The 15,688-nt window shown below is 73.5% G+C and carries 14 protein-coding genes; 6 read left to right on the top strand and 8 right to left on the bottom strand.

All coding sequences use genetic code 11. The features are described from left to right. The first annotated feature begins 37 nt into the window (after positions 1-37). The 6 genes from gltB to J3P29_RS06680 all read left to right on the top strand — a co-directional run bounded on the left by gltB (position 38) and on the right by J3P29_RS06680 (position 10,325). Entirely contained in the window at positions 38-4,663 is a 4,626-nt protein-coding gene (gene gltB, locus J3P29_RS06655) for a glutamate synthase large subunit (RefSeq protein ID WP_210492250.1), read from the top strand. Further along, positions 4,663-6,147, top strand: coding sequence for a glutamate synthase subunit beta (locus J3P29_RS06660; protein ID WP_210492251.1), 1,485 nt, complete (start codon positions 4,663-4,665; stop codon positions 6,145-6,147). The genes gltB and J3P29_RS06660 overlap by 1 nt, the downstream gene beginning before the upstream one ends. A gap of 58 nt (positions 6,148-6,205) precedes the next feature. Next, positions 6,206-6,886 carry a TetR/AcrR family transcriptional regulator gene (locus tag J3P29_RS06665; protein WP_210492253.1) on the top strand — a complete coding sequence of 227 codons (681 nt, stop codon included), beginning with the start codon at positions 6,206-6,208 and terminating at the stop codon, positions 6,884-6,886. Between the two features lie 88 nt (positions 6,887-6,974). Continuing rightward, positions 6,975-8,108, top strand: a complete 1,134-nt coding sequence (locus tag J3P29_RS06670; protein WP_210492254.1) for a hypothetical protein — start codon at positions 6,975-6,977, stop codon at positions 8,106-8,108. Positions 8,109-8,272: 164 nt separating this feature from the next. Then, the gene (locus tag J3P29_RS06675; protein WP_210492256.1) at positions 8,273-8,788 is read left to right on the top strand and encodes a sigma-70 family RNA polymerase sigma factor; all 516 of its coding nucleotides are present in this window, start codon (positions 8,273-8,275) and stop codon (positions 8,786-8,788) included. Positions 8,789-8,804: 16 nt separating this feature from the next. Further along, positions 8,805-10,325: a recombinase family protein gene (locus J3P29_RS06680; RefSeq protein ID WP_210492258.1), complete on the top strand. Its 1,521-nt coding sequence runs from the start codon at positions 8,805-8,807 to the stop codon at positions 10,323-10,325. 139 nt (positions 10,326-10,464) lie between these two features. Here J3P29_RS06680 and J3P29_RS06685 read toward each other — a convergent pair whose 3' ends face one another. The 8 genes from J3P29_RS06685 to J3P29_RS06720 are packed head-to-tail and all read right to left on the bottom strand — an operon-like array spanning position 10,465 to position 15,665. After that, positions 10,465-10,986, bottom strand: a complete 522-nt coding sequence (locus J3P29_RS06685; protein WP_210492259.1) for a hypothetical protein — start codon at positions 10,984-10,986, stop codon at positions 10,465-10,467. Next, positions 10,983-12,377, bottom strand: a complete 1,395-nt coding sequence (locus J3P29_RS19755) for a DnaB-like helicase C-terminal domain-containing protein (protein WP_210492260.1) — start codon at positions 12,375-12,377, stop codon at positions 10,983-10,985. Before J3P29_RS19755 ends, J3P29_RS06685 begins: the two co-directional genes overlap by 4 nt. Then, positions 12,374-12,910, bottom strand: a complete 537-nt coding sequence (locus J3P29_RS06695) for a hypothetical protein (RefSeq protein WP_210492261.1) — start codon at positions 12,908-12,910, stop codon at positions 12,374-12,376. The genes J3P29_RS19755 and J3P29_RS06695 overlap by 4 nt, the downstream gene beginning before the upstream one ends. Next, positions 12,907-14,046, bottom strand: a complete 1,140-nt coding sequence (locus tag J3P29_RS06700; RefSeq protein ID WP_210492262.1) for a hypothetical protein — start codon at positions 14,044-14,046, stop codon at positions 12,907-12,909. Before J3P29_RS06700 ends, J3P29_RS06695 begins: the two co-directional genes overlap by 4 nt. Beyond that, positions 14,043-14,486, bottom strand: a complete 444-nt coding sequence (locus tag J3P29_RS06705) for a hypothetical protein (RefSeq protein WP_210492264.1) — start codon at positions 14,484-14,486, stop codon at positions 14,043-14,045. Before J3P29_RS06705 ends, J3P29_RS06700 begins: the two co-directional genes overlap by 4 nt. Next, a complete protein-coding gene (locus J3P29_RS06710) occupies positions 14,483-14,677 on the bottom strand; it encodes a hypothetical protein (RefSeq protein WP_210492265.1) in 195 nt (64 codons plus the stop codon). Before J3P29_RS06710 ends, J3P29_RS06705 begins: the two co-directional genes overlap by 4 nt. Beyond that, a complete protein-coding gene (locus tag J3P29_RS06715; protein WP_210492266.1) occupies positions 14,674-15,009 on the bottom strand; it encodes a hypothetical protein in 336 nt (111 codons plus the stop codon). The genes J3P29_RS06710 and J3P29_RS06715 overlap by 4 nt, the downstream gene beginning before the upstream one ends. Next, a complete protein-coding gene (locus tag J3P29_RS06720; RefSeq protein ID WP_210492267.1) occupies positions 15,006-15,665 on the bottom strand; it encodes a hypothetical protein in 660 nt (219 codons plus the stop codon). Before J3P29_RS06720 ends, J3P29_RS06715 begins: the two co-directional genes overlap by 4 nt. Positions 15,666-15,688: the final 23 nt, after the last annotated feature.

The raw sequence follows: 15,688 nt of genomic DNA on the forward strand, positions 1-15,688 counted from the left end.
GAGCGCCTCGCGAACCCTTCGCGGCGCGCCCTAGCCTATGACTCGATTTTCCCGCCTGCCCGAGGCCGCCGGCCTCTACGACCCACGGAACGAGCACGACGCGTGCGGCGTAGCCATGGTCGCCCGGCTCGACAACGAGCCGACGCACGAGACGATCGTCCGCGCCCTCACGGCCCTTGAGAACCTGGACCATCGTGGGGCCGCCGGAGCGGACGCCCGTACGGGCGACGGCGCCGGCATCCTGACCCAGATCCCGCACGCGTTCTTCCGCGCGGTCGTCGACTTCGAGCTGCCGGAGCCCGGTCGCTACGCGGTCGGCATGTGCTTCCTCCCGCAGGACGAGGCGCAGCGGCAGAAGGTCGAGGACATGATCGAGCGCAACGTGCGCGTCGAGGGGCAGCGCGTCCTCGGCTGGCGCGACGTGCCCGTCCGCGAGGGCGAGATCGGCGTCACGGCGAACGAGGTCCGCCCGTACTTCCGGCAGATCTTCATCGAGGCGGGTCCGGGCTTCGACCACGACCAGGACGCGTTCGAGCGCAAGCTCTACGTCATCCGCCGCACCTGCGAGCTGGCGACGCCGGAGTTCTACGCGTCGACGTTCTCGTCGCGCACCATCGTCTACAAGGGCATGCTGCTCTCGGCGCAGGTGCCGGCGTTCTTCCCGGACCTGCAGGACGAGCGCTACACGTCGGCGATCGCGCTGGTGCACTCGCGCTTCTCGACGAACACGTTCCCGAGCTGGGACCGCGCGCACCCCAACCGCGTCATCGCCCACAACGGCGAGATCAACACGCTCCGGGGCAACATCAACTGGATGCGGGCGCGCGAGTCGCAGCTCGCCTCCGAGCTGTTCGGCGCCGACATCGGCAAGATCAAGCCGGTCGTCCGCCCCGGCGGCTCGGACTCGGCGACGTTCGACAACGTCCTCGAGCTGCTCATGCTCGCGGGCCGGTCGCTCCCGCACGCGGCGATGATGATGATCCCGGAGGCCTTCGAGGGCCGGGACGACCTGTCGCCCGAGCTCGCCGGCTTCTACGCCTACCACTCCATCCTCATGGAGCCGTGGGACGGCCCCGCCGCCGTGCTCTTCACGGACGGCCGCACCGTCGGCGCGACGCTCGACCGCAACGGCCTGCGTCCCGGCCGCTGGGTCGAGACGAAGGACGGCTGGATCGTCCTGGGCTCCGAGACGGGCATGCTCGACATCGACCCGGCGAACGTCGAGCGGCTCGGCCGCCTGGCGCCGGGCAAGCTGTTCCTGGTCGACCTGGAGCAGGGCCGGATCGTCGAGGACGACGAGGTCAAGCGCCAGGTCGCCACCCAGCGCCCGTACGAGGCCTGGTACCGCGACCAGATCGTCCACTTCTCCGACCTGGAGAAGCGCACGGCGGTCCACGAGACCGGCGAGCACCTGCGCCAGCTCCAGCAGGCCTTCGGGTACACGCAGGAGGACCAGAAGGTCCTGCTCGCGCCGATGGCCTCGGGCGCCGCGGAGCCGATCGGCTCGATGGGCAACGACGCCGCGCTCGCGGTCCTGTCGGACAAGCGCCCGCCGCTGTTCAGCTACTTCAAGCAGCTCTTCGCGCAGGTCACGAACCCGCCGATCGACCCGATCCGCGAGGACATCGTGATGTCGCTCTCCACGTCGATCGGCGGGCAGAAGAACCTGCTCGACGAGACGCCGCAGCACGCGCACAACCTCGTCCTGCAGCAGCCGATCCTGCGCAACGACGAGCTCGAGACGCTGCGCCAGGTCGACCAGGGGATCTTCCGGTCCCACACGATCGACATCACGTGGCCGGTCGCGGAGGGCCCCGCCGGCCTCATGCGCCGCATGGCCAACGCGTGCGACGAGGCGTACGACGCGATCCGCGCCGGCCGCAACGTGCTGATCCTCTCCGACCGGGCCGCCGACGCCCGCCGAGTGGCGATCCCGTCGCTGCTCGCGGTCGCCGCGGTGCACCACCACCTCGTCCGCGAGGGCGTCCGCCTGGAGGCCGGCCTCGTGCTCGAGTCGGCCGAGCCGCGCGAGGTGCACCACTTCGCGACGCTCCTGGGCTACGGGGCGGCCGCGATCAACCCGTACCTGATGTTCGACACGGTCGACCAGCTCGTCGCGCAGGGCCGCGTGCCCGACGTGACGGACGCCGAGACCGCTCAGAAGAACGTCGTGAAGGCCATCGGCAAGGGCCTGCTCAAGACGATCTCGAAGATGGGCATCTCGACCGTCGCGTCGTACTCGGGCGCGCAGATCTTCGAGGCCGTCGGCCTGGCCCCCGACCTCGTCGACCGCTACTTCACCGGCACGGCGTCCCGCATCGGCGGCGTCGACGTCGAGGTCGTCGCGCAGGAGGCCCTCGACCGCCACGCCCGCGCGTGGATCGTGGACGCCGACAAGGACCCGACCGAGGTCGGGGCGCGCGTCGAGCCGTCCCTGCCGGTCGGCGGCCTCTACGCGTGGCGCCGCGACGGCGAGCACCACATGTGGAACCCGACGACGATCTCGCTGCTGCAGCACGCCGTCCGCACGGGCGACCGCACGCGGCCCGACGACGACGCGCGGGCGAAGTTCCGCGAGTTCTCGGCGGCGTCGAACAACGACGCCACGCGCAAGGCCACCCTGCGCGGCCTGATGGCCTTCGACACGGACGCGGTCGAGCCGGTGCCGCTCGAGGAGGTCGAGCCGGCGAGCGAGATCGTCAAGCGCTTCGTGACCGGCGCGATGTCGCTCGGCTCGATCTCGACCGAGGCGCACGAGACGCTCGCCATCGCGATGAACCGCCTCGGCGGCAAGTCGAACACCGGCGAGGGCGGCGAGGACCCGCGGCGCTTCACCCCCGACGCGAACGGCGACCGCCGCCGCTCGGCGATCAAGCAGGTCGCGTCCGGCCGCTTCGGCGTGACGGCGCACTACCTGGCCAACGCCGACCAGCTGCAGATCAAGATGGCGCAGGGCGCGAAGCCCGGCGAGGGCGGCCAGCTGCCCGGCCACAAGGTCGACAAGTACATCGGCTCGGTGCGGCACACCACGCCGGGCGTCGGCCTGATCTCGCCGCCGCCGCACCACGACATCTACTCCATCGAGGACCTCAAGCAGCTCATCTACGACCTGCGCTGCGGCAACCCCGCGGCGTCGGTGTCGGTGAAGCTCGTCTCCGAGGTCGGCGTCGGCACGATCGCCTCCGGCGTCGCGAAGGCCGGGGCGGACCACATCGTCATCGCCGGCCACGACGGCGGCACGGGCGCCTCGCCGCTCTCGTCGATCGTCTCCGCCGGCGTGCCGTGGGAGATCGGCCTGGCCGAGACGCAGCAGACGCTGCTCCTGAACGACCTGCGGTCGCGCGTGCGGGTCCAGACGGACGGCCAGCTGAAGACGGGCCGCGACGTCGTCATCGCCGCGCTCCTCGGCGCCGACGAGTTCGGCTTCTCGACCGCCCCGCTGATCGCGACGGGCTGCATCATGATGCGCGCCTGCCACCTCAACACCTGCCCGGTGGGCATCGCGACGCAGAACCCCGAGCTGCGCAAGCGGTTCAAGGGCACGCCCGAGCACGTCGTCAACTACTTCCTGCTCGTGGCGGAGGAGATCCGCGAGATCCTCGCCGAGCTCGGCGCCCGCACCCTCGACGAGGTCATCGGGCGCATCGAGCTGCTGAAGGCCGACGACGCGATCGAGCACTGGAAGGCGCGCGGCGTGGACCTCGCCAACCTCTTCCACCGCCCGGTCCTGGCGGACGGCGCCACGCTGCACGGCGTCAGCCCGCAGCGGGACGGCCACCTCGACGGCCACCTGGACTGGGAGCTGCTGAAGGTCGCCGAGCCCGCCGTCGCCCGCGCCGAGGCGACGTCGCTGACGTCGCGCGTGCGCAACGTCGACCGCTGCGTCGGCGGGATCCTCTCCTCGCGCATCGCCGAGACGCACGGGGCGGACGGGCTGCCCGAGGGCACGCTGCGGATCGCGTTCACCGGCTCCGCCGGCCAGAGCTTCGGCGGCTGGCTGTCGCGGGGCGTCGAGTTCTCGCTCGTCGGCGACGCGAACGACTACACCGGCAAGGGCCTGTCCGGCGGCGTGCTGTCCGTCCGGCCGCCGGAGGAGGCGACGTACGTCGCCGAGGAGCAGCAGATCGTCGGCAACACGGTGCTCTACGGCGCCACGAGCGGCCGGGCGTTCTTCCGCGGCCGCGCCGGCGAGCGCTTCGCCGTCCGCAACTCGGGGGCCAGCACGGTCGTCGAGGGCGTCGGCGACCACGGCTGCGAGTACATGACCGGCGGCCGCGTCGTCGTCCTCGGCCCGGTCGGCCGCAACTTCGGCGCCGGCATGTCGGGCGGCTTCGCGTTCGTCCTCGACGAGGGCGGCACGTTCCGCCAGAACGTCAACCCGACGATCCTCGACCAGCTCGAGGACCTCGACGAGGCCGACCGCATCGAGCTGCGCGACCTGGTCGCGGAGCACCACGAGCGGACGGGGTCGGCGGTCGCCGCCCGCGTGCTCGAGGACTGGGAGCACCTGCAGCACCGGTTCGTGAAGGTGTTCCCCGCGGACTACAAGCGCGTGCTCGAGCAGCTCGCGCACGAGGAGGCGGCCGTGGGCGCACGCGCCGCGAAGGACGAGACCACCGAGACGATCGGCGCCCCGCAGGTGACCGAGGAGGACAAGTACTGATGGGCGAGCTCGGCGGGTTCCTCAAGATCCAGCGGTCCCCGGTCAAGTGGGACGACCCGGCGGAGCGGGTCGGCCGCTACACGGAGTTCATCTCCGAGCGGCCCGAGGTCGAGATCCAGCAGCAGGGTGCGCGCTGCATGTCCTGCGGCGTGCCGTTCTGCCACAACGGCTGTCCCCTGGGCAACCTGATCCCGGACTGGAACGACCTGGTCTACCGCGGCCGGTGGCGTGACGCCATCGACCAGCTGCACGCGACGAACAACTTCCCGGAGTTCACCGGGCGCGTCTGCCCGGCGCCGTGCGAGGCCGCGTGCGTCCTCGAGATCAACGAGGGCGACGCGGTCACGATCAAGCAGATCGAGAACACGATCATCGACCACGCCTGGGAGCAGGGCTGGGTCGGCCCGCAGCCGCCGGCGGCGGAGTCGGGGCAGACCGTCGCCGTCGTCGGCGCGGGCCCGGCCGGGATGGCCGCGGCGCAGCAGCTGCGCCGCGCGGGCCACACCGTCACCCTGTTCGAGCGCGACGAGGCCGCGGGCGGCCTGATCCGCTTCGGCGTGCCGGACTTCAAGATCGAGAAGCACCTCGTCGAGCGTCGCGTCCAGCAGCTCGTCGAGGAGGGCGTCGAGCTGCGCTGCGGCGTCGAGGTCGGCGTCGACGTCACGGTCGACCAGCTCCGCGAGGAGTACGACGCCGTGGTCCTGACGGTCGGCTCGCGCACGCCGCGCGACCTGCCGGTCGAGGGCCGCCAGCTCGGCGGCGTGCACTTCGCGATGGAGTACCTGTACGAGCGCACGCGCTGGGCGCAGGACGAGCAGGGCGTGCCGCACCAGGCGCCGCGGCCCGCGCCGCGCGGCATCTCCGCGCGCGGCAAGCACGTCGTCGTCATCGGCGGCGGCGACACGGGCGCCGACTGCGTCGCGCAGTCCATCCGCGAGGAGGCCGCGTCCGTCGTGCAGGTCGAGCTGCTCCCCGAGCCGCCGTCGTCGCGCCCGGACGACCGCACGCCGTGGCCGCTGTGGCCCGCGAAGTTCCGCCTGAGCTACGCGATGGAGGAGGCGCGCGCCATCGGCAAGGGCGTGCAGAACTTCTCCGTCGCCACGCTCGGGCTCGAGGGCGACGCCGACGGCAACGTCGCGACGCTCCGCTACGCGCAGGCCCAGCCCGCCCCGCCGTTCGCGCCGATCGAGGGCACGGAGCGCGAGCAGCCCGCCCAGCTCGTCCTGCTCGCGATGGGCTTCCTGCACCCCGAGCAGCGCCTCGTCGACGCGTTCGGCCTGGCGAAGGACGCCCGCGGCAACATCAAGGCCGGCGCGTACGCGACGTCCGAGGACGGCGTCTTCGCCGCCGGCGACTGCCGCCGCGGCCAGTCGCTCATCGTGTGGGCGATCAACGAGGGCCGCCAGTGCGCCCGCGTGGCCGACCGCTACCTGGCGCAGCAGGCCGGCCGCATGGCCCGGCCGGCCGCGCTGTCGGGCACCTGATCGACCGGCCCGTCGCCGCGCGTCCCTCGGGGCGCGCGGCGGCCGTCGTCCCGCCCGCGTGACCCCGTCCCCGCCGCCCGCGCCCAACGGTCCGCCGCCGGACGCGGCGCCCGCCCGTCCGGCGTCCTCGCCCGGCGACGGCCGCCCCGTCGGCAAGCGCGAACGCGCGAAGGCCGCCAACCGCGAGGAGATCCGCGCGGCCGCGATCGACGCGTTCACCGAGCTCGGGTTCGGCGCGACGACGGTCCGCGACATCGTGCGCCGCACCTCGCTGGCGTCGGGCACCTTCTACAACTACTACGCCGACAAGGACGCGATCCTGGCCGAGCTCGTCGACGAGCACGTCGGCGAGGCGGACGCCCGGATGACGGCGGCCCGCGCGCACGCCACGACGCCCCGCGAGGCGATCGAGCTGGGCGCGGCCGCGTACTTCGCCCTGCTCGTCGAGCGGCCCGAGCTGCTCGCGATGTTCCGGCGCAACGCCGGGACGATGCGCTCCCGCGCCGCCGGCGGACCGCTCGGGCCGGTGATCGCCGGCCTCCGCGCCGACCTCGAGCGCCTGGCGGCCGGCCACGGCGCGCAGCTCGACACGGAGCTGCTGGCGGCCGGGGTCATCGGGGCGGGCATGGAGATCGCGATGCGCTTCGCCGAGGGCGGGGGAGAGGACCCGGCGCCGGCGGTCGCGGCGCTGCGGGCCCTGCTCCTGGAGGGCATCCTCGGCGGCCCCGCGGCGGGCTGAGCCGCCCGCGCGCCGCGGCCGCGGCACGCGGACGGCGTCACCGCGCCACGGGGCGCGGGCGGGGCGCGGCGCGCCCTACACTCGGTGGGTGTTCTGCCGTCATGGTCGCGCCGAGGATCGCTGCGTCGTCTGCCTGCGCGAGAAGCGGCAGAAGGCCGCCGCCCAGAAGAAGGTCTCGGGCAAGGTCACGAGCTCCCGTCGGACGACGAGCGCCCACGCGGCGTCCCGCTCCGCCGCGTCGAGCGCCCTCGGGACCCGCCGCAAGGCCGCGTCGCCGAGCGGCGGCGGCGTGCGGGTGAAGAAGCTCAGCCGCCACGCCGGCGACGGGTGGTCGCACGAGCTGCTGCCCGGCGTCCACTCGTCGCAGGACGCGCTCGACCTGCTGCGCGAGCTGTCCCGCGCCCGGGTCCGCCTGGACCGACTGACCGCCGACGCGCCCGGCCCGTACGCGACCGTCCGCGCGCTCGCCGGGGGCGAGGACGCGGACCGCGAGGAGGCCGCCTGGCTGCTCTTCCAGATCGCCTACTACGGGGTGCTCGAGGGCAGCGAGCCGTTCCGCGAGATCGAGCGCCTGTGCGTGCGCTGGCACGAGGACCTGCCGCCCGTCGAGGCGCTGCGCGAGGCCGCCGTCGGCCCGCGCGGGGCCCACGCGCACGACCGCGGCGCCGTGACGCTACAGGCGTACCGCGACCGCGCGGCCAAGGCGGGCGCCCAGCTCGCGATGCTCACGCCGGCCGGGACGGACGCCGCGCGCCGCTTCGACGCCGCGTACCGCGCGCTCGCGCTGCCCGGGCTGGGCCGCCCTGCGCGCTTCGAGCTGCTCGTCTCGCTCGGCCGCTTCGGGCTGGCGGACATCGCACCGTGGTCCCTGCTGCTCGACGCCGGCCGCGACCCGGTGTCCGTCGCCGCGAAGCGGGCCTTCCTCACCGACGACGCGGTGCTGCTGCAGCGGCGCATCGGCGCCTTCGCCCGCGAGGTGGGCCTGCCGATCGCGGCCTTCGACCTGGGCCTGCTCAACTGGGACATGCGCCCGAGCCCGACCGCGCCGCTCGGCCACCTGCAGGCGGGCGTCCCGGCCGAGCCCGACCCCGCCGAGGTGACGCGCGCGGCGCGGGCCCTCGGGCTGGCGACCGGCGAGGAGCCGGCGACGGGCGAAGGCGAGGCCACGGGCGCGGACGAGGCCGCCGGCGAGAGCGCCGCGCCGGCCGGCGACCCCGCGTAGCGGCGGGACCGGCCCGGCCGCCCGCGGCTGCCACGCCCGCGGACGCCGCTCCGCGGGCACCGTACTCGGATCGCGCCGGAGGACTGGCGCAGAAGGTCGGGGGGTGATTCGATGGCGGCCCCGGGGTCTCCCTCGGGACCCGCCGTCCGTCCCCGCCGCACCGCATGCCCGAATCACGCCCCCTCGACCCGCCGGTCACCCGTGTCCCACCCCCGCTCCCCGGCGCCGGGCCGGGCGCACGCCTGGACCCCGGCGCCGTCCTCGCCGAGCACGCGGCCCTGATGCTGCGCAGCGCCCGGCGCGTCTCGCTGTGCGAGGACGACGCGCACGACGCCGTGCAGGCCGCCGCGGAGCGCTTCCTCACGCACCGCGAGCGGGTGGAGCCCGAGACGGTGGCGGGCTGGCTGGCGACCGTGGCGCGCAACGAGGCGCTGCGGGTGCGCGAGCGGCGCGTGCGGACGGACGGGATCGAGGACGACGACCGCCGGCTCGTCCACCCGGGCGACGGGCCGGACGACCGCCTGTCCCGCGAGGAGGACCTGGCCCTGGCCCGCGAGGCGCTCGCGGCGCTCAAGCCGCAGGAGCGACTGGCGCTGTGGATGCAGGCCGAGGGGCACTCCTACGACGAGATCGCCGAGCGCCTGGCGTGGACGCGGACGAAGGTCAACGGGCCGTCTTAGTATACCGTCCGACCGGATGGCAAGGCCACTGATCGGGTACGTCCGCGTCTCACAGGTGCGCGGGCGCGGCGGCGAGTCGTTCATCTCGCCGAAGGTCCAGGAGGACCGCATCCGGCAGTGGGCCGCCGCGCACGGGCACGAGCTCGCCGACGTCCTCGTCGAGCTGGACGAATCGGGTGCTCGCCGTGACCGACCGCTGCTCATGCAGGCCGTCGAGCGCGTCGAGGCCGGGGCCGCCGGCGGCATCGTCGTCGCGAAGCTCGACCGCTTCGGCCGGTCCCTCGTCGACGCCCTGGCCCTGATCGAGCGGCTGCAGGCGCACGGCGCGACGTTCGTGTCCGTCGCCGACGGCTTCGACCTGACGACGGAGACGGGCCGGCTCGTGCTGCGGATCATGCTCGCGCTCGCCGAGTTCGAGCTGGACCGCATCCGCGGTTCGTTCGCGGATGGGCGCCGGAGCGCCGTCGCTCGCGGCCTGCACCTGTCGGCCCGAGCGCCGACGGGGTACGTCCAGGTGAAGGACGCCGACGGGCGCCTCGCCGGCCCGCTCGAGGTCGATCCGGTCGCCGGCCCGGCGGTGCGCGAGGCGTTTGCGATGCGCGCGCAGGGGCGCTCGTGGCGCGACATCGCCGAGCACCTGCAAGCAGCCGGCGTGACGACGGCGTGGGGGAACGAGCAGTGGGTCGCGAAGTCCTGTCGCGCGATGATCCAGAACCGCGTCTATCTCGGCGAAGCGCGCCACGGCGAGTACGTCACGCCCGGCGCGCACCCCGCGCTCGTTGACGAGGTGACGTGGCGCCGCGCGAACCAGACGGGACACCGGCCCGTGAAGGCGGTGAGCGCAGCGCCGTCGATCCTGCAGGGGTTGATGCGCTGCGGGTCGTGTCGCCACGCCATGGGCACGACCGGCATTCGGCGGCCGGACGGCAGCACCTACCGGCGGTGGGCCTGCACCGGGGTCTCGGCAGCCGGCAGGTGCCCGGGGCCGGCGTCGATCTCGACGGCCGTCCCGATCGAGGGCTACGTCGTCGAGCAGCTCAAGCAGCGGGCGGGCGCCGCCGCGGCGCGCCTCGAGCAGGAGGCGCCGGACATCGCCGCGCTCGACGATGCTCGCGAGGAGCTTCGTCAGGCCGTCGCGGCGCTCGAGGTCTACCGCGACGACCCGAGGGTCATCGACGCGCTGGGCGCGGACGCTTTCGCCGAGGGCCTAGCGAAGCGCGCGCAGCGGATGAAGGACGCCGAGCGAGAGGTCGACCGCCTGACGGCTGACAGGAGCGAGCCGGGGCACCTCGGGAACCTGCTCGAGGTGTGGGATCACCTCGAGCAGGAGGAGCAGCGGGAGCTGCTGCGCACTGCAGTCCAGGGCGTGTACGTCAGGCCGGGACGGTCACGCCACACGCCGCTCGGGCCGGACAACGTCCGCGTCGTCTGGCGTGGGGAGGACGTCGCCGTGCCGAGTGGTGTCCGGTCGACCGTCCTGCCGCCGCTGCGGTTCGGCGACCCAGCGGCCGCCGCGACGGGAGAGGATGTCGGCTAGGGCCTGGGAGACGGCTTCGACGACGGGATCGCGCGCGCCGGTCACGGTCCCGTCCTCGGGAGAGGGACGTTCGACCCGTACAGGTCGGCGGCCGTGGGTGTGAAGCGGACGCGCGGGCCTCCCTCGGTCGGGCGGGGGGTCATGCGGCGGCCCTCGCTTCGCGGGCGTGGCGGGCGTCTCCGGCGATGGCGTCGACGTCACCGGGTCCGTCGACCCATACGAGCTCGTTCGGGTGCAGCGGGTGGGTGGCGCGTCCGCGCGACTCGAGCGGACGGACGACGATCTCGATGGGCCCGACGCCCAGCTGGCGCGCACGGTCCTGCGCGTCGAGGACTCGCCTGCACGCGGGGCACGCCGACGAGGGCGTGTTCCGCATCGGTCGCCACCGGCCACGGCAGACTGGGCAGGTCCGCAGGGTGAAGGACGTCAGCGCGGGGAGAACCCGTCCGACCGTGTAGCGGGCCTCGTGGTCGTCGCCGTGCCGGATCAGGTAGCCGCTCGCGACGAGGGCCTGCAGCCGGTGCGCGACTGTGCCGCGCGGACGGTCCAACGCGTCCGCGATCGTCTTCCTGCCGCTCATCGGGTTCTTCGCCACGTACGCCACGAGGACGTGGTCGCGCTCCGTCAGGAAGCCGACGCCGCGGCGCTGCTCGGTCGTCATCGCTGCCCTCCCGGGAGGGGGACGTTCTCGAAGTACGCGCGGCCGACGGGCGGCGCGGGCGCCTGATCGATGAAGCGCGGGACCGTGCTGTCGAAGTCGAGATGCACGATGCGACCCGGGGGGCCGCTGCGGTTCTTGCCGACGATCACCTGGCTCGCGGCGATCGGCTGCGTCGTGTCGTCTCCGATCGACGGGTGGTCGGCGTGCAGCAGGAGGACGTTGTCGGCGTGCTGCTCGATCGCGCCGGAGTCGCGGAGGTCGGAGATCCGCGGCGGGCGACGCTCGGTCTCGCTGTTGCGGTTGAGCTGGACGAGCACGACGACGGCCATGTCCATGTCGATCGCGAGCACCTTGAGACGGCGGCTGATGTCGTCGAGCGCGTGGACGGGGGCCTGCTTGGAGTCCGCCTTGCGGATCAGGCCGAGGTAGTCGACCGCCAGGAGCTTGAAGTCGGGGTTCTGGGCCCGGTAGCGGCGGGCGAGCGCCTCGATGTCGACGATGGCCAGGTCCGCGGTGTCCGTGATCCCGAACCGGCGCATGGCCTCGTCGTTGCCGACGTCGAGGACGCGCTCCCACTCGGCGCGGCGATCGTCGCCGCGCGGCTTGCGGGCCCGGGCGAGCCAGCGGGCGGAGACGCGCGCCTCGCCGGCAACGATGCGGTCCATCAGCTCGCGCTCGCTCATCTCCATCGAGACGAGCACCGCGTCGACCGCGTGCTTGTGCACGACGTTGCTGATGACGTGCTGGGCGAAGAGGCTCTTGCCCACGGACGGCCGGGCGCCGATGACGGTCATCGTGCCCGGGGCGAGCGACATGATCTCGTCGAGGCGGTGGAAGCCGAGGGTGTAGCCGAGCTGCTCGCCCGGGTTCTCCCACCGCCGGAGCGCGTCGTCGAAGGCGTCAGCCACGGTGCGGATCTGCGGCGTGCGGTGCACGAGCGCGGACCCGTACGTGGCCTCCGTGAGGGCGGTGATCGTGTCGTCGATGGGGCGGTCGAGCTGGCCGACGTGCCGCATCGCGTGGTCGAGCGCGCCGGCCAGGCGGCGGCGAGCGGCCAAGTCGCGGAGCACGCGCGCATGCTCCGCGCTCGGGTCCGGGTCGGCTTGCTCGGTGGCCGCCTGGATCGTCGCGAAGACGGTGTCGAGATCGACGCTGCCGACGAGGAGGTCGGGGCGACGTTCGAGAAGGTCGACGAGGACGATGTCGTCGAGGTCGGCGCGCGCCTCGATGCGCTCCGCGATGACGCCCCAGAGCGTCCGGTGCGCGTCGATCGTGAAGTGCTCGGGGAGCACGCGGTGGTCGAGGACGTACGACTCGGCGGCCGCGGAGTTGCGGAAGGCGGTCCCGATGACGCGCAGCTCGAGGGGGTGGTTGCAGAGGGTGTCGTTCACGCGGTCCTGCGGTTCTGTCGGGCGGCGGACGCGCGCGCTGCGGCGGCGTCGGCCTCGTCCCACTTGCGGTCGACCTCGGCGCGCTCGGCGGCCAGGGTCGGGGTCTCGGTCGTCGGCGTGGTCAGCCACGGCATGTCGTCGAGCGTCAGCTCGGCGAGGCCAGGGATGCGCTCGCCGAGCAGCGCGTCGACGGAGGCGACGGCGCGCCGGGCGTCGAGGTCGTCCTGGTAGGCGGCGCCCGCCTCCCAGGAAGCGCGAGCCTCGTCGCTGTCCATCCACGCCCGGTCGGCGTCCGTGAGGATCGGGCCGTCCGGGACAGGCGTGGCCGCCGGCGCCTCGCTCGGCGGGGCGGGAAGCGGGTCGTGGACCCACTGGTCCCCGGCGAGCAGCCAGTCGGGGTTGAGCGACGACCGGCGCGGGTCGGTGGGCGAAGCGCCGGTGCGCCGGCGCGGCAGCGGGACGACGTCGGCGTCGCGCTCCCGGGCGGGCGCCTCGGGTGCGCGGAGGCGGTCGAGGTTGAAGCGGAACGTCATCGTCCGTCCGGCTCCATCGGCGGGGTGCGGATGCCGATGTCCAGGCGGCTCTCGTGCCCGACCCGCCGGACGTTGTCGGACACGAGACGGTCGACGTCGCGAATCCTGGCGGCGACCGCCTCCGTCGAGGGCTGCAGGCCGGCGTACGCCTTGCGGACACGGCTGACCGCCATGCGCGTCTCGTAGGTGTCGGCCGCCCGGCCGACGAGCTGCACGTCCTTCCAGCCCGCGGCGACGACGAGCGACGCCAGCGGCAGCTCGCTCTGCTGCAGGGCGACGAGCGTGTCGAGCTCGTTCCCGTGGGCCCGCACCGCCTGCTCGAGCTGCACCCGGGCGCCCTCCCAGCTGTCCCGCGACCCGGACCCGTCGGCCCCGAGCGCACCGCGCGTCCAGTCGCGCAACTTGAACTCCAGCGCCGTCAGGGGGCGGGCCGTGGTCAAGTCGCCGGATAGCCGAGCGGCCGCCGCTGACGCGGCGATCTGCGCCCACGGGGCGCCGGGATTCGCCTGGATGAGCGACACGATGCCCACCTCGGCGCCCGCCATGAGGGCTGGCGCCCACTGGGCGACGCCGCGCATGTGCTGCTCGACGTCGTCGCGATAGACCGCCATCGCGTCGACCGCCGGCTGCTCGCTTCGCGCGCGCTCGGCAGCTGACGTGTCCCTAGCTGGCGTGTCAGTTGACGTGTTGTGTCGGGAATCCCGACTTGGGCCGGGGTGAATCCCGACTTGGGCATGGGAAGATCCCGACGTCGGCTTTTCCGACTTGGGCACCGAAGATCCCGACTTCGGCTTGCTCAGATGGGCGGTGATGAGCCGCCCGTACTCGGGGTGGTTCCGCGGGTCCAGGAGGTTCCCACGGTCCTCGTCACGCGGGGCGAGGACGATCAAGGACGTGGTCGGGGAGCCATCCGGCTTCCAGCGCCGAATACGCTCGATGTGGCCGCCGTCCTCGAGCTTCTGCAGGTAGCTGATCGCGGTCTCTCGGTGGCACTCCAAGACGCCGGCGAAGTAGTCGACGCCGCCCCACATCACTCCGTAGTCGTCGCAGACGTCGGCGGCGATCATCAGGGCCGCCTTGCGGCCCGTTGCGCCGGTGATGCGCTTCTTCGCGAAGCTCGTCGCGTGGTTGCTCATCGACGTCCCGTGCGGAGGAGCGAGATCGCGTCGCGCAGGCGCCAGGACATGGCGTCGATCGCGTTCTGCAGCTCGGGGTCCGTGGCGTCGCGGAAGCCGATGTGCTGCTCGAGCGTGCGCAGCGCCCCGTAGGTGCTGTTCGCGGCCTCGTAGGCGGCGTCGTCGATGCCGGCGGGCCCCGTCATGCCCGCGCGGGCGGCCGCGTCGATGACGACCGCCTGGGCGGGCGCGAGCACGTTGTCCGGGGCGGGGCCGTCGGGGGAGGGCACCCGTCCGGTGGCCTCGCCCATGTAGGTGAGCATGGGGCGCAGGAGGTGGTTGCAGAGGCGGGCGAGCGCTTCGCTCCCGTCCGCCTGCGTCGCGGCGCGGATCGCCTTGGTCAGGCCGCGGATCGCCGCGACGTCGGTCGCCGGGATGACCGGCTGCAGGTCGGTGCTCATGCGGGGTCCTTGAGGGCGGCGAGAGGGCGGGCGGGGCCGGACGCCCCGGAGCCGTAGGTGGAGACGAGGGCGTCCATCGACCGCGCGAGCTCGGCCAGAGCGAAGCGCGCGAGGGGGTCGACGACGTCGGCGTCGGCCAGGCCGGCGCGGAAGACCCGCGCGGCGTGGGCGTAGTAGGACGCGGGCATCATGCGGGCACCGCCGCGATACCGTCGTCGCCGCCGTCCGGGAACCGTGGCGGGGCGAGCGGCTGCTTGGCGTGCTTCCGCCGGAGCTGCGCGATCTTCTGCCCGGACGCGACCGGGATGTGCTCGATCGACCCGCCGAACTCGTGCGTCAGGAGGACCGCGTCGGACGCCTGCGCCCAGCAGGGGCGCGTGCGGTCGAAGTGGTAGTCGCCGACGGTGGCGTCGAGGTGCTGGTCGCGCTGCTGCCCGAACGCGACGGAGAGGGTGGCCCAGCGGTCGGTGGGTTCGATCGGCTCGCCACAGAAGTCGCAGAGCCGGACGTTGATGACGCTCATGCGACCGCCCTGAGGGCCGTGGAGGGCGCCGACGCACCAGCGAACCGGGCGCCCATCGGGGACTTGTGACCCTCGGCGTAGAGGACGTCGTGCAGCCGCCGGACCGCCGCGCCGGAGCGCGCGTCCAGGTCGTCGGCCAGCTCGGGGTAGTGCTTCTCGAAGGCCTCTCGGCAGCGGAAGAAGAGCAGCCGCTCGGCAGCGAGGGCGGGGGCACGGAGCGGGTCGGGGCGGCCGGCGTCATCGAGTGTGACCCCGTACCTCGCGGCGAGGCCGAAGCGGTCGACGGCGAGCTTGCGCTCGAGTACGAGGTGCTCCGCGCGCCAGTCCTCCTCGATGTAGTCGCGCTCGTCGTCCTGGAAGCCGGACTCGATCTCGTTGAGCACGAGCTCATGGAGGCGCTGGATGACGATGGGATCGTCGATCTCGCGGTCGCCGGAGTGGTCGGCGTCCTCGGGCCCCAGCGCTTCTGCGACGCGGAGGGAGAGGCGGAGCCTGCCGAGGGGCTCATCGTTCACGGTTCGGTCCATGCCGATCCGCTCGCAGGCGTCGAACTCGCCGCTGAGGTAGGAGCGCAGCACGCCGCGCTCGTCGAGGGTGAGGGTCACGGACGACGGCAGCACGAGCTGGCCGTCGCCGGACGACGGTGTAGTCTTCATCGGGATTCCTGTTGTGGTTTCAG

Source organism: Patulibacter sp. SYSU D01012 (assembly GCF_017916475.1).
In the GTDB taxonomy this organism is placed as follows: Bacteria; Actinomycetota; Thermoleophilia; order Solirubrobacterales; family Solirubrobacteraceae; genus Patulibacter.

Coding starts and splice junctions, on each gene's coding strand:
- J3P29_RS06710 (WP_210492265.1), bottom strand. CDS start 14,677: ATGATGCCCGCGTCCTACTACGCCCACGCCGCGCGGGTCTTCCGCGCC.
- J3P29_RS06715 (WP_210492266.1), bottom strand. CDS start 15,009: ATGAGCGTCATCAACGTCCGGCTCTGCGACTTCTGTGGCGAGCCGATC.
- J3P29_RS06675 (WP_210492256.1), top strand. CDS start 8,273: ATGCCCGAATCACGCCCCCTCGACCCGCCGGTCACCCGTGTCCCACCC.
- J3P29_RS06705 (WP_210492264.1), bottom strand. CDS start 14,486: ATGAGCACCGACCTGCAGCCGGTCATCCCGGCGACCGACGTCGCGGCG.
- J3P29_RS06720 (WP_210492267.1), bottom strand. CDS start 15,665: ATGAAGACTACACCGTCGTCCGGCGACGGCCAGCTCGTGCTGCCGTCG.
- J3P29_RS06680 (WP_210492258.1), top strand. CDS start 8,805: ATGGCAAGGCCACTGATCGGGTACGTCCGCGTCTCACAGGTGCGCGGG.
- J3P29_RS06695 (WP_210492261.1), bottom strand. CDS start 12,910: ATGACGTTCCGCTTCAACCTCGACCGCCTCCGCGCACCCGAGGCGCCC.
- J3P29_RS06660 (WP_210492251.1), top strand. CDS start 4,663: ATGGGCGAGCTCGGCGGGTTCCTCAAGATCCAGCGGTCCCCGGTCAAG.
- J3P29_RS06685 (WP_210492259.1), bottom strand. CDS start 10,986: ATGACGACCGAGCAGCGCCGCGGCGTCGGCTTCCTGACGGAGCGCGAC.
- J3P29_RS06700 (WP_210492262.1), bottom strand. CDS start 14,046: ATGAGCAACCACGCGACGAGCTTCGCGAAGAAGCGCATCACCGGCGCA.
- gltB (WP_210492250.1), top strand. CDS start 38: ATGACTCGATTTTCCCGCCTGCCCGAGGCCGCCGGCCTCTACGACCCA.